Source organism: Cellulosilyticum sp. WCF-2 (assembly GCF_003990395.1).
GTDB lineage: Bacteria > Bacillota > Clostridia > Lachnospirales > Cellulosilyticaceae > Cellulosilyticum > Cellulosilyticum lentocellum.
The window spans coordinates 3,844,472-3,867,034 of sequence record NZ_CP034675.1 but is presented as its reverse complement, the minus strand read 5'-3'; the positions used below and the strand labels follow the sequence as shown (position 1 = coordinate 3,867,034).

The window sequence follows — 22,563 nt, the reverse complement described above, 5'->3', positions numbered from 1 at the left end:
CATTTTTTATATATTGAAGAGAGATAGAATAAAAGCAGATTGGTTGAAATTGTATATAATACTATGTAGAATTAAAGGTAATAATAAAACGTGGATGATAAAATAAGGAGAATAGTAATGTTAAAAGCATGGAATCATTTTATGACGATTAATAAGCATAGATATATGGTAATGGTGCATTGTTATAAAGCAGGTATTTTTTGGCAGGGGTGTCTTCATGACCTTTCTAAATATAGCTTTTCAGAGTTTTTTGTTGGAGCAAAGTACTATAGTGGGAAAAGAAGTCCTAATGAAGCAGAAAGGGAAGCTTATGGCCATTCTAAAGCGTGGCTCCATCATAAGGGGAGAAATAAACATCATTTTGAATATTGGACAGATTATAATCCTACTACTAAGAAAATTGAGCCTGTTGAAATGCCTCTTCGTTATGTTAAAGAAATGTTTTGTGATAGAGTAGCAGCTAGCAAAACGTATTTAAAGGACGCTTATACAGAAGGACAACCATTAGAATATTTCTTAAACGGAAAAGAAAGGAGGAGCGGAAACATACATCCAGAAACATCTAAGCTTCTTGAACAGTTACTAATCATGTTAGCAGCAAAAGGAGAGAAAACCACCTTTAAATATATGAGAAGTTTAAAATAAGGATTGTAAGGGCTGTTATCCGCTTTTTGAAAAGAAAACAAGTTAATAATAAGAAATAAAGAAATTTATATGACATGTAGCTGTCATATTTAGAAGGTTATACTCTAAAAAAAAGCTAAGGGGGAGAAATCAGTGAAAATCATTAGAGTAACCAAGGAAAATTTAGAAGAAGAACATATATGCTGTGCCATTTCTAGCAATAAGGACTGCCAGGTGGTAGCTAAAAAGAGATGGATGTCAAGGCAATTAGAGGAGGGACTAATCTTTGAAAAAGCTGATGTAAGGGGAAAGGCTTTTATTGAATACATACCAGCTGAAAAAGCATGGTGTCCTGTAGATGCACCTGGTTATATGTTTATTAATTGCTTATGGGTATCAGGACAATTTAAAGGAAAAGGCATAGCTAATGAGCTTTTAAGCAGTTGTATTGAAAATAGCAAATCAGAAGGTAAACAAGGGATTGTTATTATTTCCTCAGCCAAAAAGAGACCTTTTTTAGCCGATCCAACTTTTTTTAAATATAAGGGTTTTACAGTGGCGGACGAAGCTAATCCTTATTTTACCCTCATGTATTTGCCTTTTAGTGAAACTACTCTTAAGCCTAAATTTAAAACTTGTGCAAAGAAAGGCATGATAAAAGAAAAAGGTGTAGTCATTTACTATAGTGCTCAATGTCCTTTTACTGCTAAATATGTTCCTCTCGCTAAACAAGTAGTAATGTCTAAAGGCATTGCCTTTAAAGCTATTGAATATAGGTCAGCAAATGAGGCTCAAGTAGCAGCTGTGCCATCTACCTCCTATAGTTTGTTTTATAACGGAAGATTTATCACTAATGAAATTCTAAGTGAGAAAAGGTTAGAAAAATTATTAGAGGAATAGTACTTCTTCAGTAAGTAGAAGAACTCAATTACAATGCGAGTCAATGTAAAATAGAGTAAGAGATAGGGGAGATTCCGTGAGGAGCTCCCTTTCTCTTATCCCTTTAATATCTCTCTAGAATGTGTTATGATTGTTGAAGAAAAATGCATATTGCTACGGCAATGAATGCTTATTAAACCAAAGATAGTAGGAGCATATAATGAAAACTTCAGATTTTTACTTTCATCTTCCAGAAGAGCAAATTGCTCAGGTACCACTTAAAGATAGAACGACTTCACGTTTAATGGTACTAGATCAAAAGACAGGTGAAATCGAACATAAACATTTTTATGATATTAAAGGGTATTTAAAGCCAGGAGATTGTTTGGTATTAAATGATACAAGAGTTATTCCGGCTAGATTATTTGGAGCTAGACCTTCGGGTGGGAAAGTAGAATTTTTACTTTTGACAAGAAAAGAAGAAAAACGTTGGGAAGTACTAGTGAAGCCAGGTAAAAAAGCCAAAATAGGTGATGAGATTATTTTTGGAGAAGGCCTATTAAAAGCTAAGGTTGAAGAAATCATCGAAGATGGTAAACGTATTGTAAGCTTTGAATACGAGGGCATTTTTGAAGAAGTATTAGATGCCCTTGGAGAAATGCCACTGCCACCTTATATTCATGAAAAGCTAGAAGATAAAGAACGTTATCAAACGGTGTATTCTAAACATGAGGGAAGCGCAGCTGCACCAACGGCAGGGCTTCATTTTACCAAAGAATTACTAAAAGAGATTGAAGAAATGGGTGTCAAGATTGCTTATGTGACGCTTCATGTAGGTTTAGGAACCTTTAGGCCTGTTAAGGTTGAGGATGTGCTAAATCATGAGATGCATTCAGAGTACTACAGCATAGATGAAGAAAATGCTACTATTATTAATAAGGCAAAGGCAGAGGGTGGACGTGTTATTGCAGTTGGAACAACGAGTACACGTACTTTAGAATCCAATGCAGATGAAAAAGGCCTCATTAAAGCAGGTAGTGGTTGGACAAATATTTTCATTTATCCAGGCTATACCTTTAAATGTGTGGAAGCACTTATTACGAATTTCCATTTACCAGAGTCCACACTGATTATGTTAGTCAGTGCTTTAGCCGGTAAAGAAGCAATTTTAAATGCATACAATACAGCAGTTAAAGAAGGCTATCGTTTCTTTAGTTTTGGGGATGCCATGTTGATAAAATAGGAAAGACATTTTAGAAATGTGGACAGTAGTCCGCTTTCTTTTTGAATAAAAGGGCTCTTGGTAGATAGAGGAATATGTTAGAGTGCCATAGAAAAAGGAAGGATTGGGGAGAATGAGTAGATTAAAAGAAAAATATCAAGTAGATTTTGATGTCGTAGATTTTACTGGGAAATTAAGCATTAATGGCTTATGTAGTTATATGCAGACTGTAGCAGCAAAGCATGCTACAAAGTTAGGGATTAACTTTTATAAGAATGGAGAAAAGCCAACTTACTATTGGATCTTATCACGAGTAAAATATGAAATTGATACTTATCCAAGATGGGAAGATTTGGTGTCTTTAGAAACTTACCCAGGAGGTTATGAGAAGCTTTTTGCAGTTAGACTTTTTGATTTGACAGATGAAAAGGGAGAACTCATTGGGCGTATAACAGGAGATTATTTATTAATGGATGCTGAAAAAGGACGTCCTGTCAGAATAAAAGGTGCAACAGGTCCATTATCCGTTTTAGATTTTCCTTATGAAGGCAGAAAAATAGATAAAATAGAAGTACCTGAGGTGATTTTAAGAGAGCAAATACGTAAAGCTTACTATTCAGAGTTAGATTTAAATGGTCATATGAATAATGCACATTATATTAGATGGACTGTAGATATGTTACCTCTAGAGGTTTTAAAAGAAAATGAGATAGTAAGCCTTCAAATTAATTATAATGCTTCTATTACTTATGGCGTTGAAACAAAGCTCATTATCGGCAAGAATGAGGCTGGAAATTACTTGGTAGCAGGAAATAGTCTAGATGATTCAGTGAATTATTTTACTTCGGAAATCATTTTAAGAAAGAATAAATAGAGGAGAGTTTATTTTCTGTTTATAGCATAGGATATTTTAAAGGGAGTGCTGTTTATTGCTAAGCACTCCCTTGATTAGTTTAAGGTAAAAGTTCTGCTTGTAATAAAGCTAGGCCATCATAATCTGAGAGCCCTACGCAAAACACAGATGTTTTGGTGGTAAGGCTATAAATAGAGACATAATGGCGATATATAGGATGTTCTTGGTCATAGGTAATCGTATAAAGTAAATCATTTTGTATAAAGCTATTAATCAAACTTAAATCAGTGCTGGGTAAAGTTAAACTACCTGTATCTAAGAGTTCTAATTGTGAGTTGACTAAGGCGTAAAGAAGTGTACCGTTTTGTATGGTTAAGGCACCGATAATGTTTTTAGAAGAAATAATCTGTTCAGGTGTAAAAGATAGGTCTAAGCTTTTTAGACCAGTAGTGGTTAAAAATTTAAGGCCGTTCTTATGGGTGAAGATAGCATTGCCAGAAGTATCTAAGGCATATTGCTTACTAGATAAAGCGGTAGTATCTGTTGTTAAAGCACCAACTAGCGTTAAATCTAAGGCAGAAGGAGAGAAGGCATAAAGTCTAGCTTTTAAATTGTTAACACCAGCTGTAAGGATGTAATAAATATTATTTACCTCTTGAATATGATAAACATATTGAGGGTTATAAGCTTCTTCGCTTTTAATATGAGGTACACTAATTTCTAGGGTATTTAAGTTAACAAAGTAAAGAGCATTTAATCCCTCGCTAGATGAAACAAAAGCAAAGTCTCCAACTTCTTGATAATGATAAAAATAAGTAAGTGGTGCTAAAGACTGTTCTTGCCTATAGGTATTGACTGCCTCTAATAAGCGCCTATTTGTTTCTTGAGGTAAAAAGCCTTCTGTATAAGGAGCTAGTGCTTCGTTATTAACACTTAAATCATGAGACGTGAGCAAAAGACTTTTTAAGTGCTCCATGGCAGGATCAGCATAAAAAAGCTTTAGTTGGAAGCTTTGATCTTCTTGTAATTGGTTAAAGAAAATAGTTTCTTTAACGCTTCCTTCAGATGAAGAAAACGCTGAAAATTTATGAGCACAGATAATAGCGAGTAAACTGGCTAATAATAAGGTAAGAAATAAACTGATTTTTTTCTTCATGTTACCACACCTCATTAGGATTAAAACCATAAATTTGTAACAGTTCTAATAAAGGACTCATAGCCATGTTTTTAGGTGAAACAAAAAGACCACCTGTAGCATCTAAATCATAGCCAAAATGATTAAAAGCTTGCCATACCAGCAAAGAACAGTGAGTTTCATAGGGCTCTTCACCTTGGTTTTTATCAGCTAGTATATTGTAAGGCAAACCTTTTAAATGGGTGGCCGCATACTCTGCAATGTCATCTAAAGTACTTTGTGGGACATCTTTGAGTCTGAGCATTTTAACGGTAGGATAGTACTGCCATTTAGAAATAGGCTGTTCCATACTGTAAGTACCTGGGTTAAGTGCTTCTAAAGTAATACCTCTTACTTCATCAATAACAATACCAGCATGTCCATGTCGCCAATTGGCTGTATAGGTGGACTGAGTAAGGAGCACATAGCCATTATGATAAGGTCCTAGTTGAAAACCAGATTGGCTGGCGTCTAGTATTTCAGAAGTTGTAACAGGAGGCAGGTATTCACTGGTGATAGATACTTCTTTTAAATAGTTGTCTTGAAATAATTCCATTTTTTCTATAAAATTGGGCATGGTGCGCATTTCATCAATCAGTGGCTTAGTTACCCCAGTTTGTTCAAACAGTGTATTGTAGTCAGCTTCTGTAAAAGTGCTTTGGTTTAAGATAGGAGTTAAATCTTGTTTTTGAACTTGTGGCACATAACGTGGATGTGTACGAAGATAAAAACCACATAAAGCATAAACGCTTATGAATGTTATAAAAAATAAAATAAGAAAAGTTTTCAGTTTCAACGTTATTCACCACCTTTATCGAGTCTTGTTTAGTCTACAAAAAGTATTGTATCATAAAAAACCTAGAAACATAAACAAAGTTCTTATTTTAGAGGGGGTCTAACAGTATTTGAAATTTAGAAATTACTATCAGCTAGAAGTGGAGGACTTATGTTCAGTATTGTTGTTACTATTGTACTGATTCTCAATTTATTTGCTATTATCGCCGTTATTTTTTTAGAAAGGCGTAATCCTGTGACGACTATGGCTTGGTTATTAGCCTTAACCACTATGCCTTTGGTGGGCTTTTTCTTATACCTACTATTTGGAAGAGGGTTTACCAGTAAGAAAGCATTAAGTCTTCAGAAACAAGAAGAACGTTTTGTAAAACGTATTGTAGACCGTCAATTAGGAGATTTAAGTGGTGGGAGGGAAGTCAATGCCACTTATAAGCAATTGATGCAAATGAATTTAAAAGTAGATCAAGCTCTATGCACTAATAATAATGAAGTCAAGATTTATACAGATGGAAAAGAAAAATATGAAGATTTATTAAGGGATTTACAAGAAGCTAAGCAGTATATTCACCTTTTATATTTCATTATAGGTAATGATCAAATTGGAGAAGCTGTTTTTAAGGTTTTAAAAGCTAAGAAGGAAGAAGGGTTAGAGGTTAATGTACTTTTTGATGCTTTAGGACAAGTGAAAGATTCAATGAAGGTTTATAAAAAGTATAAAAAAGCAGGCATAGAAGTTAATATGTTTTCGCCGCTAAAAGCTACTGCTAGTTTAAAAGCGAATTATCGTAATCACAGAAAGCTTGTGATTATAGATGGAGAGATTGGCTATATAGGTGGTATGAATTTATCAGATAGCTATCAAGGAATGGATAAGAGATTAAAGCCTTGGAGAGATACACATCTTCGTATTGTAGGAGGGGCGGTTGCTTTAATGGAAATGCGTTTCATATTAGACTATAGACACGTTTCGGGGAGAAGAATGGAGCATATGGTCAAGTATTTTCAAAGAAAAGAGCATTTTACAGGGACTGTTCCTATTCAAATTGTATCTAGTGGACCTCATGAAACAACTGAAAATATTAAGCTTACCTATGTTAAAATGATTCAGAGTGCAGAAGATTATGTTTATATTCAAACCCCATACTTTATACCGGATGCATCTTTTTTAGATGCCATACGTATAGCGTGTTACTCGGGAAATGATGTGAGGATTATGATTCCTGGGCTTCCTGATAAACGCTTTGTTTACAAAGGAACTTTATCTTATGTAGAAGAGTTGTTAGAGATGGGAGCAAGAGTTTTTTGTTATAATGGTTTCTTACATGCTAAGGCTATTGTAGTAGATGACAAAATGTGTTCTATTGGAAGTGCCAATATGGATATTAGAAGCTTTAAGATTAGCTTTGAATCTAATGCCATTATGTATGACCAAGGGGTAGCAGAAGCTTATAGAGTCATTTTTCTAGAGGATGAAAAACATTGCAAAGAGATTTTACTAGAAGAATTTAAGAAAAGAAGCTGGTTTGAACGCATAGAAGAATCTCTTAGTAGGCTATTGTCACCACTCTTGTAGAGAATGTTATTTGCTAAGAAGCCTAAGATAGTGCTACAATAAACAGGGTAAAATAAAGAAAATAAGGAGGGAACACATGAAAATATTAATAGATGGTGATGGTTGTCCAGTCATTGACCTTACCTTAGAGGTGGCTAGATGCTATGCTATAGAGGTTATTATTTTTTGTGATACCTCTCATCATATTGAAAAGCCAGGAGCTATAACAAAAGTAGTGACAAAAGGTAGTGATGCCGTAGACTTTGTATTAGTCAACGATACAAAAGAAGGTGATTTAGTCATTACTCAGGATTATGGACTAGCAGCTATGGCCTTAGCTAAAAAGGCTAAGGCTATGAATCAAAATGGTCTTGTTTTTTCAGATGATAATCTGTCTACCTTGCTTTTTAGTAGACATATTGCCAAAGAAGTAAGAAGACAAGGTGGAAGAACAAAAGGTCCAAAGAAAAGAGATCCTAAGCAAAATGAAGCTTTTAAAGCTAGTTTAATAAAGGTTATTGAAGCGCAATGATACATGTGAAGATTGCTTTTGATAATAATCATGTACGTCAAGTAGTTGCTAAAGTAAGCAAACATGAAACAAATAGGAATGAGGAATTAAAATGAGTAGTCCAAAAGAAACGATTATTAAAGAGATTTTAAGCATTAGAAGAAGATTAAGCAAAGTACCAACAGATGAGACCAGAGAGATTGAACTTTTTGAAGAACAAATGAGTAAGGCGATGAGACGAGTAGATCAAACCAGCTATTTAGCTAAGAAGTTTGATATGAGGGAGCTGGAAGCGATTAAGGAAGCTTATCGTTCACTTTAAATAAAGTTAATGGTTAAGGAGAGGAATCATGAAATATAGGGTACCTAGTTATTTTGACACCTTTAGGTGTATAGGTGGTGCCTGCCAGGATACTTGCTGCGCAGGTTGGTATATTGCCATTGATGAAGCAACTTATAAAAAATATAAAAAGGTAAAAGACCCTGTGATGAAAAAGCGTTTAGATAAAGAATTAGTTGCTAAGAAGGGGCCGGTTAGTAGCGAACATGTAGCTAAGATTAAACTTAAGAATAACCGTTGTGCTTTCTTATCTTCAGAGGGACTTTGTGACCTTTACACTCATTTGGGAGAGCAGTACTTAAGTCAAACGTGTCAGCTCTATCCACGTACCTTTAATCAGGTCAATGATACCTTAGAGTGTTCTTTAGCATTATCTTGTCCGGAAGCAGCCAGAAGAATTTTATTAAATTCAGAGGGAATCACCTTTAAGGAAGAAGAGCGAGCTGAGAAGCAAGTGGTGATTAGTGCAAGGCTTGCCGTTAATCCACAAAAACCAAAAGGTTATCAGGATTACCTTTTAGAGATAAGGCAGTTCCTTATTGAACGCTTACAAAAGCGAGAAGATCCTTTTCAACTTCGTTTCTTAAAATTAGAAGCTTATATGAGAGAGTTAGATCATTTAGTGAGAATAGGAGCCTTAAAGAAAATACCAAGTTTTATTCAAGAGAGGACATTTAATGAAAGGCAAAATAAAACCATAGTGTCTGAGGCTAGTTATGATGAGCGTGCATATGTCATCTTACTAGATGCTTTAAAAAGCATGAGAAACGGTAAAAAGTGGCCTTCACCTTCCTATGAAGCCTTTTATGAAGAGATGCTACAAGGTTTAGACAAAGAAGGTGGTTTTAATAAGCAACAATTTGAAAAAGGTTGCCAGATTTATGAAGAAACCTTCTTAAATTCCTATAGCTATATACTGGAGAACTACTTTGTGAATTATATTTATGAACGAGCCGTGCCTTTGGATGGAGAAACTCTATTACAAAGCTTAGCTTATTTAAAAGTCTATAAGCAGCTTATAGAATTACATCTTATTGGGTTAGTGCTCCATCATGAATCACTAACCAAGGAAAAAGTCGTTAACTTTTTACAAGCCTTTACCAAGGTTTTTGATCATAATGAACTCTATAGAAAGCAATTGATAAAAGCTATAGAAAATAAGTAAAAGTTGAAAGATGAATAAGAATAAGGAGCAAGTAACACTAGAAACAAATAAGAAAGGACAAAAGGCGTGGAAAATCTTAAAGAGCAAAATTTAATGGGATTAAGCCCAGAAGAATTATTAGCAAGTATTCATGGACAAGCACTAACTACAAAGAAAAGTATTTTAGAATATATGGATAAGCTGAAAAGATTAAGCAAAACAGCGTTAGATGAAAAGCAATTGAAAGAGAGCTATAACTTAATTGAGGAAGCTATTAAAGCGATGTCGGAACAAGTGAAGCCTAACACCATTGTGTATCTTAAAAATGAATTAAAGACAAAGCTAGGTAAATACTCAGGTATGCAAGTAGGGCGTGAAAATGCTTTTTTAAACTTTTTCAAGGAAACCTATGATACAGCCAAGAAAACAAAGGAATATACATGGGTATTAGCCGATCTCACTAAAATACGTGAGCAACAAATTTTAGATACTTTAAAGACTATTAATACGTACTGCTTTAAGAATAAGTTAACTCAAGGTGAAAAGAAAGATATTTATCCTATGCTGGAACGTATTGTAGATACACAAAATGTAAGGTACATTAATCAGCTTAGAAGTATGGAAGGAATTAGAAAAGCTTTTCGTATAAAAGTGGTTGAAGAGGATCAGAAGTTTAAAATTATAAAGATTAAATAATAAGATTAAAAGAGTAAAATAAACCTAGAGATAGCTTTAATGACAAAAAGCTATCTTTTTTAATCCTTTTTATTAAATAAATCTAAAGTTTAGCCGTAGTCCACATAATATGATTATAATAAAAAGTGGGATCATAAAGAGAAGAGGGCTTATCATGGAGGATAAATGGCTAGAACAACTTAAAGAGGAGAAGAATAAAGCAGTAAGATGGGATATACTTAATATGATTCTGGCTATAGGTGCACTTTTAATAGCACAGCTCATAGGAAATAGTATTATCAAACTTGGGCTTCAATTAATGCCAAGCCTGTATAGTTATTTACCATTATTACTAGGAATTAATTTAATAATAAATGCAAGTTTAATGATTTTTTTGATTTATTTAAGTGTGAAATGCATAGAAGGAAAAGGGCTAACGAGTTTAGGTTTGATTTTTAGTCACAAGACCATACAAAGTTATGGAAAAGGCATTTTGACAGGGACGATGATGCTACTTGTGGTAGTGGCTATTGTAGCATTAGGAGGGGGAATAAGTTTTGAAATAAGAGGCATTGATCCCTCTCAGATTTTATCTTTTGGGATCGTTATACTTGCATGGATGATACAAGGAGCCTCAGAGGAAATTCTCATTAGAGGATATCTTTTACCAAGAATAGGTACAAGAAGAGGTTTTGCTACAGGTATTGTTGTATCCTCTGTATGCTTTGGAATGCTACATCTTTTTAACAGTGGTAGTAGTGTAATTGCCATTTTAAATATTAGCTTAACGGGTATTTTTTTGGCACTGTACACGCTCAGAACGGGAAATCTGTGGATTGCATGTGGATGGCATACAGCTTGGAATTTTGTCCAAGGAAATATACTTGGTTTAAATGTTAGTGGCAATCCTATAGGGGTTACAGGTGAACTGATAAGAGGAAGTATGGAAAGTCGCAATACGCTTTTGACAGGGGGAGAATTTGGAATAGAAGCAAGTTTAGCTACAACTCTTGTTATGTTAGCAGCTATTATTATCAACTTGTTTTGGTATACTGAGGAAAGGGTAGAAGAGACGAGTAGATAATTAACTGGAGAGATAGGTAAATAAAAAGGTGCTGATGCAAAATAGAATAGTTGCATCAGCACCTTTTAGGTAATAGTAAATTGGTGATTAAATGATTTATAATGAGGATTATTTCTTTGAATAAAGTGCTTTAATATGGTCCATATTAGCACCTAAATCACATAAAATAAGGTCAGCTAGGGTAAGAGCGGCCATTGATTCTACAACGACGACAGCTCTAGGTACAATAACTGGATCATGTCTGCCATGAATTTCGATTTGTGTATTTTCCCCAGAAGTATTAATGGTTTGCTGTGCCTTAGCAATAGAAGGTGTTGGTTTGAAGTGCGCTTTAAAAATGAGATCACTACCATCAGACATACCACCTAGTGTGCCGCCTGAATGATTCGTATGTTTATTTACCTTTCCATCTGTACTGTAAAAGGCATCATTATACTTAGAACCTAACATTTTAGCTGCTTCAATACCGCTTCCCATTTCAAAAGCTTTAACAGCGCCAATTCCCATAATGGCATAAGCCAGTCTAGCATCGAGTTTATCGAAGACTGTTTCGCCAATACCAGGTTTTAAACCTGTAATCATACATTCTACAACACCACCTACAGAGTCACAGTTAGCTTTAGCTTCAGCAATAAATGCGAGTGCTTCTTCGGCTACTTGGTTACTTGGCATATTAACAGGATTTTCTCTGCATTCATCTAGGCAAAAAGCTTCAGGTGCAACAGTGATAGGACCAATAGCGCGCGTATAAGCTGTAACAGTAATACCTAACGCCTCTAAGAATTTCTTAGCAATAGCACCTGCAGCAACTCTGGCTACTGTTTCACGGCCAGAGGAACGTCCACCACCTCTATAATCACGAATGCCATATTTTTGATTAAAAGTAAAATCAGCGTGAGAAGGGCGATAAACATCCTTAATTTGACTATAATCATGAGACTTTTGATTACTATTACGAATAAGCATAGCAATAGGTGTACCTGTTGTTTTACCTTCAAATACCCCAGAAAGGATTTCTACCTGATCATCCTCTTTGCGAGCCGTTGCCACTTTAGGATTACCAGGCTTACGCCTGTCCATATTCTTCATAATATCTTCTAATGCAATAGGTATATTAGAAGGGCAGCCATCTACTACTACACCTAAGGCTTCCCCGTGGGATTCCCCAAATGTAGAAATGCAAAACATTTTACCGAATATTGAACCTGACATGAAGATGCCCCCTTTATAAAAATTTTGAAATATAACTCATTTTATCAGAGGGTTACATATTCTTCAATAATAATTGTTTAATATTCGCGAAAAATGCTAAAAATAAAGTAGGCACTTATTGAAAAGAAATACATTTTCCTGTAAACTGATTAAAGAGTATGGAAAGATAGGAGACACCCCATGTATGAATTACTAAAAGTAGAGGGACGTGCAAAAAGAGGTAGATTTCATACACCACATGGTGTTATTGAGACCCCAGTGTTTATGAATGTTGCCACAGTAGCCGCTATTAAAGGAGCCTTATCTACAGAAGATTTAGAAACAATAGATACCCAGGTTGTATTATCCAATACGTATCATTTACATCTTAGACCAGGAGATAAGCTGATTAAAGAATTAGGCGGTCTTCATAAGTTTATGGTATGTAATAAACCCATTTTAACGGATTCAGGTGGATTTCAAGTATTTTCACTTGCTGCCATGCGTAAAATCAAAGAAGAAGGAGTATACTTTTCTTCACATATAGATGGTCGTAAAATTTTTATGGGACCAGAAGAAAGTATGCAAATTCAATCTAATCTTGGCTCAACTATAGCCATGGCATTTGATGAATGTCCACCAGCCCTTGCAGATCGTGCTTATATTATGCCTTCTGTAGAACGTACTACCAGATGGCTTAAACGCTGTATGGACGAGATGAATCGCTTAAATAGCCTAGAAGATACTGTGAATAAACAGCAAATGTTATTTGGTATTAACCAAGGTGGTATTTTGCCAGATGTACGTATTGAACATGCAAAGATTATTAGTGAGTTTGACCTTCCAGGTTATGCTGTAGGTGGACTAGCTGTAGGAGAATCTCATGAGGATATGTATCATGTGTTAGAAGCTGTTGTACCATACTTACCACAAAATAAGCCAACTTATTTAATGGGGGTAGGAACACCAGAGAATATCCTAGAAGCTGTTGATAGAGGAATTGACTTCTTCGACTGTGTATTGCCAGCTAGAAATGGTCGTCATGGACATGTTTATACCAATGAAGGTAAATTAAATTTATTTAATCAAAAACATGAAAAAGATATGGGACCTATTGCAGCAGATTGTAAGTGTCCAACTTGTCAGAAATATAGTAGAGCTTACATTAGACATTTATTAAAAGCGAAAGAAATGTTAGGCATGCGCTTATGTGTGATGCATAATCTGCATTATTTTAACAACCTTATGACTGAGATTCGTGACGCATTAGACAAAGGCGAATTTGCAGCTTACAAGAAAATGCGTTTAGAAGGCTATAAAAATAATAAATAAATGGAGGAAGACAAATGAACACAGTATTATTAACAACAACTGCAGGTGCTGGCGGTGGATTAATGAGTATGCTATTAATTTACGCCGTTATTATTGGTGTAATGTGGTTTATCTTAATTAGACCACAAAAGAAACAACAAAAACAAGTTGAAGAAATGCAAAATAGTGTAAAGATTGGCGATACTATTCTTCTTAACTCTGGACTATATGGTAAAGTTGTAGACATTATCAATGATACTTTTATTGTTGAATTTGGTCTTAACAAAAGTGTACGTATTCCAGTGGTAAGATCAACTGTTGCACGTGTTGCAGAGCCAAACTTAACAGTAGGTAAAAAAGCTGATTTAGTTGACGATGACGGTACAGAATATGAATATGTAGAAGTAGAAGTAGAAGTAGATGAAAACGGCAACGAAATTGGTGAAGTAAAAAAATAATAAAGTAAGCTAGAGGCGTATAAACCATGTTTATACGCCTTTTATAGTAAACGCACTTGACTTTTAAATCTTACAGATGTAATATTTGATAAAAGATTAATTTGAATAAAATAAATATTCGATAGTTAATCTTTTTTTGTATTTAAGTCTTACAAATGTAAGACTTAAATACGCACTGTAATAGGGGATAAAAAAATATATATACGTGGTCAGGTGAAGAAAAGATGAAAAATAAATGGGTTAGCTTATTGGGTATTTTAGGAATCCTACTGCTAGGAGGTTGTGCTGAAAGAAAATCTCCCTCAGGTGAAATAGTAAGTGAAACATTAACTAGGCGAGAGGTAGAAGTGGTGGAATATGATGATACAGTAGAACAAGAAAATTATAACCTCATAATAGAACCGGAAGAAAAGCAAAAAATAGAAAAAGAAGCAGTGCAGGTGGCTTTACTTTATAAAACTATTTATAAGGCAGCTGATAAGGGAGAGTCATATAATGTAGTGATTTCAGAAGAAATCGTTGAAGAAATTAAAGAATGTCTAGCTAGAAAGAATAAGGTTGTTATAGATAATGCTGGGCATTTTAATATGGCAAATAGTAAGCTTGCTCAAGTATTTTGTGAAGCAGCACTTTCAGGAGAGGAGGCTGAGGTAACCATTTATGAACTTCATAGAAATGGTGGATATTCAAGATTAGATTTTCATGTAAAAAATAAACAAATGGATTTAATGGTAGTAAGTGTTGGGTGGAACGAATCTATAGAACCTCAGGTAACTTATATGGAAAAGTATCAGTTGAAGAACTGGCAGTATACAGACAAAGGATATTTGATTTATGAAAGATATTTTTCACCGTTTATAGAATGTAGTGGCTATAGTATTCTTCGAGTTAGACCACTAAAAGAAGAATACCTAGAGCTTACTAATGCTTATATAAGGCCTATTGGATATCAAGGCAATAACTTGTTTTTAGCGAATTGGAACAAAGAGGATATGACACCTATTGCTTTTAATGATGTGTTTGAGTATTTTTACTATTTAACAAAGGGAGAATCTATAAATGTAGAGCGTTACAAGAAGGGTATCCCTGAGCTAGAATTTGAAACTATTTTATGTACTTATCTTCCTATTACGGGAGAAGAATTAAAAAAATTCGCCTATTATGATCAGCAGACAAAATATTATAAGTGGCAAGTATTAGGTTGTGCAAATTATACGGCTACGCCAAAAGGTTACCCTGTTCCAGAGGTAATTGACTGTATAAGAAACAAGGATGGAAGTATAACATTAACGGTAGATGCTTTATGGGAAGAATATGGTACAGATTGTGCATTTACACATGAAGTGACTATTGTGCCTCAATCTGATGGTAACTTTTATTATATAGGAAATAGCATACAACCAAAAGGAAATCAAATCATTCCAGTTTATAGAAATAGGATAAAAATAGATTAAATTAAAGAAGGTGAGATTTTGAAAAGGTTAAAACGAATGATTATACTATTAGTATGCTTAACGGGTTGCAGTGGGTTAAGCCTACAGGAAAATGAAGCAATCTTAGAGGAACAATATACTGAAGAAATACAGCCAGAATATGTAAAGCTTCCTATGAGTGAAGAGGAGAAAAGGATTTGCAGTGAAGAGATACTTGAAGTAGCTAACCTTTATCGGGTGTTTTACCAGTCTAATCCTTTTATTAGTGAAGAGCAAATTAAAGAGATTGTGGAAATAGTTGGAGAGGCAGGAATCCCTGTTACAGATAGTGATAATAAGGTAAATATGAAAAATCCTCAGATTATAGAATCTTTTTGTAAAGAGGTAGAGGCAGGAGAAGATACTAAGGCTACTTTGTATAGGGTAACAATTGATGGTGGTATCGTGAGATTAGATTTTAATAAGGAAGAAGACAGTATGAGTGTGATGCAAACGGTTGTAAGTTGGAATGATTCTAAGGAACCAGAAATCACTTATATGGAAAAATTTATAATCTATCAATGGCAATATACAAGGAAAGGATATTTGCTTTATAAACGCTCATATGAGTCTCTTGCACCTTTTGGCATGGATTATAATGATGGTTATGAAGCTATTAGAGTCATACCGTTAAGGGATGAATATCGCCAGTTATGTAAAAAGTATATTGAGTCTATAGGATATGAAAATAATAATTTGTTTTTAACGAATTGGAATGAAAATGATTTAGGAGAACTCCAATTCAATGATTTATTTGAGAAGCTTTATTACTTAAAAATGGGTCATTGGATTAAGCTAGAAGATTATACTAAAGGGATAGAAACCGAAGTTTTTGAGGAACTTATCATGACTTATTTTGATATTTCAAAGGCAGAGATCAGAAGAAATGCCCTCTATGATGAGGTGCTTAAAAAGTATATTTGGTATAGTCGCTCTGCTGGTGAATATACTTTTCAAACACCACCACTACCAGAGGTTATAGATTGCATCAAGCATCAGGATGGGACTTTAACATTAGTAGTAGATGCCGTTTGGCCACAACATAGTACAGATAGTGCCTTTACTCATGAAGTAACCATTAGATTGAAAGAGCAAGGTAGATTCGTTTATGTATCTAATAGTTTAAAAGCTTCAGAAGAAGATATTTATCCAGCTTACATACCTAGAACAAAGGAAAATAGTACCATTATCTACAAAAACGAATAAATGGAGGTTAAGAGGCTTCATATAAGCCTTTTTCCTTTAAAATAGAAATAGCAATGTCGGCAGCACGGGCTCCATCAGCATACTCTTTACTTGCTATATGGGTGGCAAAGATATAAGCTTTGCCACTTTTTTCTATGTATCCAATAAACCAACCACTTATATCCTTATCATTAACACGTCCAGTTCCCGTTTTACCTGAAAGAATATAAGTGGAAGACTCAGAAATTTTAATGGCTTGTTTTAAAGTAAGAATGTCTTTGGGATTAAAAGCTAAATCCTGCTTATAAAAAGCAGTTAGAAGCTGAACTTGTTCCAAAGGAGAAATTTTGAGGGAAGAATTTAACCAAAAGGTATCCATTCCACCCGATAAATCTTCATTACCATAGTGTAGCTTTTTAAGATAAGTAGCAAGTTTTGATGCACCTAGGGTTGTATCTAAGTCTTGAAAATACCAATTAACTGAATAATTCATAGCAGAAATTAGTGTCTGGTCTTGGTTCCAAGTTTCAAAAGGATACATCGTGCCATCCCAAATACGTTTTGAATGTTCAGGAGTTATAGTATTGGCATCTAAAGCAAAGAGAGCGCTATAGAGCTTATACGTAGAATTGGGAGAAGTTCTTTCTAAAGCATGGGTTTTGTTGTAAATAGAATAAGTATCCTCTTCAAGGTCATATAGAACAAAAGTACCTATATAATCACCAAAAAAAGCATGTAAATCTTCTTCCTTAACATTGCTTGAACCAAAGTTAAAAGCTACCTTATTAGAAATAGGTCTAGCAATAAGTGGAAGTGTTTGTAGGGTAATCAAAACAACTAAGCCAAAAATAAAATAACTTTTTACCTTAAGTTTTTTTGAGGGTGATTGATAATGGGTAATATGAATAATTCGCTTTTTAAGTAATTCTTTGCCTTGGCTCAGATTAGTTCTAGGTGCCAATGGATAGGAATGAGCTTGATCGGCAAAGTGAATCAGGGTATAGCCGTAGTCAGTATATTGATCTTCTTCTAAGCCATTGAGTACAGAAGAGTCACAGACTAATTCACGGTCTAGCTTCATTTCTTTTAAGGCGTAAAGAATCAAGGGATGAAACCAATAAATTATGGTTAAAGCTGATATGATGTAATTTATTAAGATATCCTTATGTTTATAGTGTTGTAATTCATGAAGAAAAATGTAACGTACTTCTTGTATTGAGTAAGATTGAGTAAGACTATGGGGTAAAATGATTTTAGGCTTTAGTAATCCTATTAAAATTGGACTTTTAATAGAACTACTTAATCTAAGATCAATGAATGACGTGATTCCTAATTCCTGTTTACAAGTAGTCAATAAAGAAATAAGAGCGGAATCTGTAACGGGTTTTAAATACTTTTGTTTTTGATAAAAACGCTTATGATAGTATATAGCAATTAAAACAAGAAGTAAAATACCTGAGAGCCATATAACTTCAAAGCTAGTGATCAAAAGGTCGGGTAGCTGCTTGTCTGTAGAAATAGAAAAATCTTGTAATAAGCGTTGATTAATTATAGATAAGGTTTGCTTAGAATAATTTCCATACTCAGAGTATGTTGTAGAATCGCTAAAACTAAAAGGTAATAGGGTTCGTATATTCCAGTAAAAGAAGGTGTTCGGAATAAAGGGCACTAGTAAAGTAAAACAAAGGATAAAATCTAGATAATATTGAAATGTTGTAGAAAGCTGATTTTTAAAGAGGTATTTAACTAATAAAATACCTCCTATAAAAAAAGAAAGTAAAAAGCAGCAAACTAAAAAGTGAATAGAAAAAGGTAAGTACATTTTCTAATCTCCTTTCTCTTTTCTTGTATTTAAAATCTGTTTTAATGTGTGAATTTCTTCTTGAGAAAGCTTATCATTTTCTAAAAAGTTAAGAACCATCGCATTTAAAGCGCCATTATAAAAACGATTGAGAAAAGAAGTGCTTTCCTTATTTAAATAATCTTCTTGTCTAACTAAGGGAGTATAAACAAATACACGACTATTTTTTTCGTAAGTTAATACTTTTTTCTTAACTAAACGAAGAAGCATGGTTTGAATGGTCTTAGGACTCCATGATGTAGTGGATGAAAGTTTATCAATAACATCATTGGTACTAATAGGTGCATAGTGCCAAATGACTTTCATAACTTCATATTCGGCTTCAGAAATTTGGGGTATTGAATTCAAAAATAATAACCTCCTTAATCTTACATATGTAATAGATAAATAAATTATAGGCTTACTTTTTCTGCTATGTCAATCATTAGGGATGAAATGAATGGTTTAAATGTAGTGATATTAAAATTTTGAAAAATTAAAAAGATATGATATTAAAAATATAAAAGCCAGAGTAAGCCTATAAAAAATGATAGTAACTTAAATAGGGTAAAAGAAGAATAGAATAATCCATAAAGTAAATAAGGAAATGGTGGATTTGTGTTTATAAATTTCAAGAGTAAGATTAATCATATTAAAATACAATATATAGATAAAAACAAACAAAAAAATGAGACTTATACAGTAAAAAATTGGATAAAATAAATAAAAATATTCATTTTCAATTCATATTTTATTAATAAAGGTAGTGTAATATAAGTATCAAGCAAGGGAATTAATCTTTTGCTTACAAAATCTCCCCATAATATATCTATTTTCCTGTTTATAAAATATGAACGGAACGAGAGAGGAAGCCAATCCCCAATGGCTTCCTCTCTTTACTTTTTATTGATAGTCAAAGGGGTGAATAAAATAGGAATTATCGAGAGAATTAATAAATTAGAAGTTAATATCAATTTAACCATTTATGCAATAAAAAAATAGTTTTAGATAGGATCGGGTGAAATCTTGGTCCTATTTTTATTTCATAGAATGACAAAATATAACATAACTAAAGTGATATACTATATAAACAGTTTAGACAATAAGAATAGATATTTTGTAGAATGATAAATTTGAATTTGACAAGGGGTGAAACAGAATGAGTAAATACAATTCTTTATGGGAATATGTTCAGAAAAATGGAAATGAATCATTCAAATTAACTTTTGATGAAATTAAGGGTATTGCTGGAATACCAATAGACCATTCCTTTTTGAATTATAAGAAAGAATTAACGGAATACGGTTATCAAGTAGGAAAAATATCTATGAAAGAGCAGACAGTCATTTTTAATAAAATTGACTAATAAATTTAAACTTACTATAATAAATAGTTATTCAAAGGAGAGCAGAAAGCAAGATTTACAAGATGATGGAGATTTGAAGATGAATTAGATGAAATAAGTGGTCAAGTTATGTAGGGGATTGAATAATCCCCTGAAAAAGACTAGCGAAATTTTTCTATTAGCAAGATAAGCCAAGCGAACATAATTATCACCACCTTTGGTGTTAGTATGTGCTTTGATTAAAAATTAAGCCAAAAAAGAAATGTAAATTAAAGGTATTTAGATGATTGATAAAATATGGATTGTAAAAGTACTAGAGTTTATTGCATAGGGAGAGCTATGTTATAGGGGTTTTATAGACAGAGCGTGAAAGAAATAGGATACAATATAGTAATGAAGCTTTCATATATAAAATAAAAAAATAGATTTAGATAGGAATACGTGGTAATGTCTAGCCTTATTTTATATAATGAGAAAATAGATGTTTTATTGATTGAAAAACTCAAATTTATGGAGGGATTATGAGAATAGGGGAAGTTGGATTATTAACAAATGATGTTGTAAGATTAGCGAATTTTTATAAATTATTGCTTGGAATAGATAATGGAAGTGATGATGATGTGCATCAAACAATTTTAGCAGAAGAAACTATGTTGACAGTGTATAATGACGGTTCTGTAAAAAACAATGCAAATCAGAATATATGTATTGCATTTACTGTAAAGGATATTGATGTAGAATATGAAAGAATTGTAAATATGGGAATTGAAATTATTGAAAAACCCACCATTCGTCCATGGGGAGCAAAAAATATGAGTTTTTATGATCCAGATAGAAATGTAGTCTATTTGAGAAGTTTTCAGGGAGAACAAATAGTTACTATAGATAGCTAATTTATATTGTTTAGTCTCTATAATTTAAAAGAATAGTTTTAGATAAGACCAAATATAATTTTGGTCTTATTTTTGTATCATAAGTGAAATGGATATTAGGGTTAGTTAGTGTATCAAACTGTTGGAGAGAAAAGAGTAAGGTGAATATATGCACTGATGATATATTAATAGAATCACTAAAAACCAGAGAGTATCTCAAATAAAGAAAATGGAGATTTATAGAGATATATATACTACTTCATCAGCCCTAAATGCAAGTGAATTAGGCTTTTTTGGTCGTTGGCCATTTGAAATACATTGAAATAAAAGAGAAGTAGTTTTTTGTGGGGTAGTATATATGATATTAGCTAGCTAATAAATAAGTTACTAGATAAGTTGTGAACAATATAAGAATTATAAAGATGAAGTACATAAATAAGAACTCGTGTTTTCTCCAAAAATACATAACATACTTCCTTTCTATTTTATTTGATAATTAATATTATATAACAAAAACTATTAAATTCAATATTAAAAATTATCAAATAAAATATAAAAAATAAGAAATTTTTGTCAGATTTATAAAGGGTTTTAATATGAAAGAGATACTTATATAAAATAATAGATTTAAATTACTATAAAAAAAAGCACTAGTTAAGGAACTAGTGCCTACATCAGAGATTTGATGAAAAAAACATGTATGTTCTGTGATGTAATAAATATAACATAAAGGAAAATGAAAATCAATATCAAAAACTAATTTTATTAAAATATTTTTTAATAAAATACGATTTGAAAAGTATTTATCCTAAGCCATATAATAAAAATGAGGTGGATCCCTATACTAAAACACGTATTATCTTAATGAATGGTACAGAATATGAAGCAGTATGGTTTTCGCATCAATTTTCACGTCATTGTCCAGATAATGATTTACGTAGAGCAGTAGCTATTACCAGAAGAATCGAACAACAACAACAAAAGGTTATCTCAGTTTTAAAACCAGTAGATGAAACAATACTTGAAATGACTATTAGTTATGAACAATTAGCAGTAGACTTAACCTCTGAACTAGCTAAAAGAGAGCCAAATAAAGAAGTAAAGATGGCACTTGACTTTGCATTATTAGAGGATTTTGACCATTTATATAGATATTCTGATTTACTTGAAATGGAACAGGGTATACATGCAGAGCGTTTAGTTGGACATTATACAGAGATTATGCCAGGAAGGCCAACTATTTCTGAACACCGTTTTCCAGCTGATAATATAAAGAAGTATGTAGATTTTACAACTGCAGACCCTATTACTAAGCTTAATGTTGCCATTATTACTGCTGCAGAGCAACAAACAATGAATTATTATATGAATATAGCAGGTTTTTATCAATCTGATTTAGGAAGAAGTTTATACCAAGAGATTGGGCTTATTGAGGAACAGCATGTTACTCAATATGGTAGCTTATTAGACACACGGTTAACATGGCTTGAGAATTTATTGCTTCATGAATATACAGAGTGCTATTTATACTACTCTTGCTATGAAGATGAAACAGATGCTCATATTAAACAAATTTGGGAACAACATTTCCACGAAGAAATTGCACATCTTCATCAGGCAACAGATCTTTTAAAACAATATGAAAAGAAAGAATGGCAACAAGTTATTTCGAACGGATGCTTCCCAAGATTATTAACATTAGGGCCAAATAAGGAATATGTAAGAGATATTATCAAAGCAACTGTTCAATTAACTTCGATAAAGGAAGATTATGTAGATATTGGAAAAGTGCCTCAAGGTGCAGATTTCTTTCAATTTCAAGAAAGTCTTAATCATGATGTCCATGCAGTACCAAGCCATAAGGTTATTGTAGAAAAGATTAATAAAGATGCACAAGATTATAGATATGAAATAGATGAACATCCTATTAGTTCATTAAGAGATAAAACTAGTGACAATACATGGATAGGAAGAGAACCTATTGAGTAAGTAGAGGAATAATGTTATAAAAAGCATAGATTTTTGTTTTTAAGCAA

The 22,563-nt window shown here is 33.1% G+C and carries 22 protein-coding genes; 17 read left to right on the top strand and 5 right to left on the bottom strand.

The window, feature by feature from the left end; translation table 11 throughout:
* The first annotated feature begins 117 nt into the window (after positions 1–117).
* From EKH84_RS17475 to EKH84_RS17460, 4 genes are all read left to right on the top strand, one after another.
* Positions 118–645, top strand: coding sequence for a DUF5662 family protein (locus EKH84_RS17475; protein WP_013657891.1), 528 nt, complete (start codon positions 118–120; stop codon positions 643–645).
* Between the two features lie 132 nt (positions 646–777).
* On the top strand, positions 778–1,524 hold the full coding sequence (locus tag EKH84_RS17470) for a GNAT family N-acetyltransferase (protein ID WP_127067293.1): 747 nt from the start codon (positions 778–780) through the stop codon (positions 1,522–1,524).
* 199 nt (positions 1,525–1,723) lie between these two features.
* Positions 1,724–2,746 (top strand): tRNA preQ1(34) S-adenosylmethionine ribosyltransferase-isomerase QueA, encoded by a 1,023-nt coding sequence (gene queA, locus EKH84_RS17465; RefSeq protein ID WP_127067292.1) that lies wholly within the window; start codon positions 1,724–1,726, stop codon positions 2,744–2,746.
* 112 nt (positions 2,747–2,858) lie between these two features.
* Positions 2,859–3,599, top strand: coding sequence for an acyl-[acyl-carrier-protein] thioesterase (locus tag EKH84_RS17460; protein ID WP_127067291.1), 741 nt, complete (start codon positions 2,859–2,861; stop codon positions 3,597–3,599).
* A gap of 79 nt (positions 3,600–3,678) precedes the next feature.
* Here the strand turns inward: EKH84_RS17460 and EKH84_RS17455 are convergent, their stop codons facing one another.
* Together EKH84_RS17455 and EKH84_RS17450 are read right to left on the bottom strand one after the other, a co-directional pair.
* Positions 3,679–4,734 carry a hypothetical protein gene (locus tag EKH84_RS17455; protein WP_127067290.1) on the bottom strand — a complete coding sequence of 352 codons (1,056 nt, stop codon included), beginning with the start codon at positions 4,732–4,734 and terminating at the stop codon, positions 3,679–3,681.
* Position 4,735: 1 nt separating this feature from the next.
* Positions 4,736–5,548, bottom strand: a complete 813-nt coding sequence (locus tag EKH84_RS17450; RefSeq protein WP_127067289.1) for a hypothetical protein — start codon at positions 5,546–5,548, stop codon at positions 4,736–4,738.
* 150 nt (positions 5,549–5,698) lie between these two features.
* On the opposite strand from EKH84_RS17450, the gene cls reads away from it, so the two are divergent.
* From cls to EKH84_RS17420, 6 genes are all read left to right on the top strand, one after another.
* Positions 5,699–7,120, top strand: a complete 1,422-nt coding sequence (gene cls, locus EKH84_RS17445; protein WP_127067288.1) for a cardiolipin synthase — start codon at positions 5,699–5,701, stop codon at positions 7,118–7,120.
* Between the two features lie 76 nt (positions 7,121–7,196).
* Entirely contained in the window at positions 7,197–7,631 is a 435-nt protein-coding gene (locus EKH84_RS17440; RefSeq protein ID WP_013657884.1) for a YaiI/YqxD family protein, read from the top strand.
* 91 nt (positions 7,632–7,722) lie between these two features.
* Positions 7,723–7,932: a hypothetical protein gene (locus EKH84_RS17435; protein WP_013657882.1), complete on the top strand. Its 210-nt coding sequence runs from the start codon at positions 7,723–7,725 to the stop codon at positions 7,930–7,932.
* 28 nt (positions 7,933–7,960) lie between these two features.
* A complete protein-coding gene (gene fliB / locus EKH84_RS17430; protein WP_127067287.1) occupies positions 7,961–9,115 on the top strand; it encodes a flagellin lysine-N-methylase in 1,155 nt (384 codons plus the stop codon).
* A gap of 66 nt (positions 9,116–9,181) precedes the next feature.
* Positions 9,182–9,790 carry a hypothetical protein gene (locus tag EKH84_RS17425; RefSeq protein WP_127067286.1) on the top strand — a complete coding sequence of 203 codons (609 nt, stop codon included), beginning with the start codon at positions 9,182–9,184 and terminating at the stop codon, positions 9,788–9,790.
* A gap of 154 nt (positions 9,791–9,944) precedes the next feature.
* Positions 9,945–10,853 carry a CPBP family intramembrane glutamic endopeptidase gene (locus tag EKH84_RS17420; RefSeq protein WP_190283381.1) on the top strand — a complete coding sequence of 303 codons (909 nt, stop codon included), beginning with the start codon at positions 9,945–9,947 and terminating at the stop codon, positions 10,851–10,853.
* 108 nt (positions 10,854–10,961) lie between these two features.
* On the opposite strand, the gene aroC is transcribed toward EKH84_RS17420, so the two are convergent.
* On the bottom strand, positions 10,962–12,065 hold the full coding sequence (aroC, locus tag EKH84_RS17415) for a chorismate synthase (RefSeq protein WP_127067284.1): 1,104 nt from the start codon (positions 12,063–12,065) through the stop codon (positions 10,962–10,964).
* Positions 12,066–12,245: 180 nt separating this feature from the next.
* Between aroC and tgt the strand changes: the two genes are divergently transcribed.
* The 4 genes from tgt to EKH84_RS17395 all read left to right on the top strand — a co-directional run bounded on the left by tgt (position 12,246) and on the right by EKH84_RS17395 (position 16,491).
* Complete coding sequence (tgt, locus tag EKH84_RS17410) at positions 12,246–13,376, top strand: tRNA guanosine(34) transglycosylase Tgt (protein ID WP_013657877.1); 1,131 nt, start codon at positions 12,246–12,248, stop codon at positions 13,374–13,376.
* Between the two features lie 14 nt (positions 13,377–13,390).
* Positions 13,391–13,813 (top strand): preprotein translocase subunit YajC, encoded by a 423-nt coding sequence (gene yajC, locus EKH84_RS17405; RefSeq protein WP_013657876.1) that lies wholly within the window; start codon positions 13,391–13,393, stop codon positions 13,811–13,813.
* A gap of 224 nt (positions 13,814–14,037) precedes the next feature.
* Positions 14,038–15,267 carry a DUF6070 family protein gene (locus EKH84_RS17400; RefSeq protein WP_127067283.1) on the top strand — a complete coding sequence of 410 codons (1,230 nt, stop codon included), beginning with the start codon at positions 14,038–14,040 and terminating at the stop codon, positions 15,265–15,267.
* Positions 15,268–15,285: 18 nt separating this feature from the next.
* Entirely contained in the window at positions 15,286–16,491 is a 1,206-nt protein-coding gene (locus EKH84_RS17395; RefSeq protein ID WP_127067282.1) for a DUF6070 family protein, read from the top strand.
* Between the two features lie 7 nt (positions 16,492–16,498).
* Here EKH84_RS17395 and EKH84_RS17390 read toward each other — a convergent pair whose 3' ends face one another.
* Both EKH84_RS17390 and EKH84_RS17385 read right to left on the bottom strand, forming a co-directional pair.
* On the bottom strand, positions 16,499–18,292 hold the full coding sequence (locus EKH84_RS17390) for a BlaR1 family beta-lactam sensor/signal transducer (protein WP_127067281.1): 1,794 nt from the start codon (positions 18,290–18,292) through the stop codon (positions 16,499–16,501).
* 3 nt (positions 18,293–18,295) lie between these two features.
* Positions 18,296–18,679 carry a BlaI/MecI/CopY family transcriptional regulator gene (locus EKH84_RS17385; RefSeq protein WP_127067280.1) on the bottom strand — a complete coding sequence of 128 codons (384 nt, stop codon included), beginning with the start codon at positions 18,677–18,679 and terminating at the stop codon, positions 18,296–18,298.
* Positions 18,680–19,469: 790 nt separating this feature from the next.
* On the opposite strand from EKH84_RS17385, the gene EKH84_RS17380 reads away from it, so the two are divergent.
* The 3 genes from EKH84_RS17380 to EKH84_RS17370 all read left to right on the top strand — a co-directional run bounded on the left by EKH84_RS17380 (position 19,470) and on the right by EKH84_RS17370 (position 22,516).
* On the top strand, positions 19,470–19,676 hold the full coding sequence (locus tag EKH84_RS17380; protein ID WP_127067279.1) for a hypothetical protein: 207 nt from the start codon (positions 19,470–19,472) through the stop codon (positions 19,674–19,676).
* 500 nt (positions 19,677–20,176) lie between these two features.
* On the top strand, positions 20,177–20,548 hold the full coding sequence (locus EKH84_RS17375; protein WP_127067278.1) for a VOC family protein: 372 nt from the start codon (positions 20,177–20,179) through the stop codon (positions 20,546–20,548).
* Positions 20,549–21,319: 771 nt separating this feature from the next.
* The gene (locus EKH84_RS17370) at positions 21,320–22,516 is read left to right on the top strand and encodes a hypothetical protein (protein ID WP_243118610.1); all 1,197 of its coding nucleotides are present in this window, start codon (positions 21,320–21,322) and stop codon (positions 22,514–22,516) included.
* Positions 22,517–22,563 lie beyond the last annotated feature (47 nt).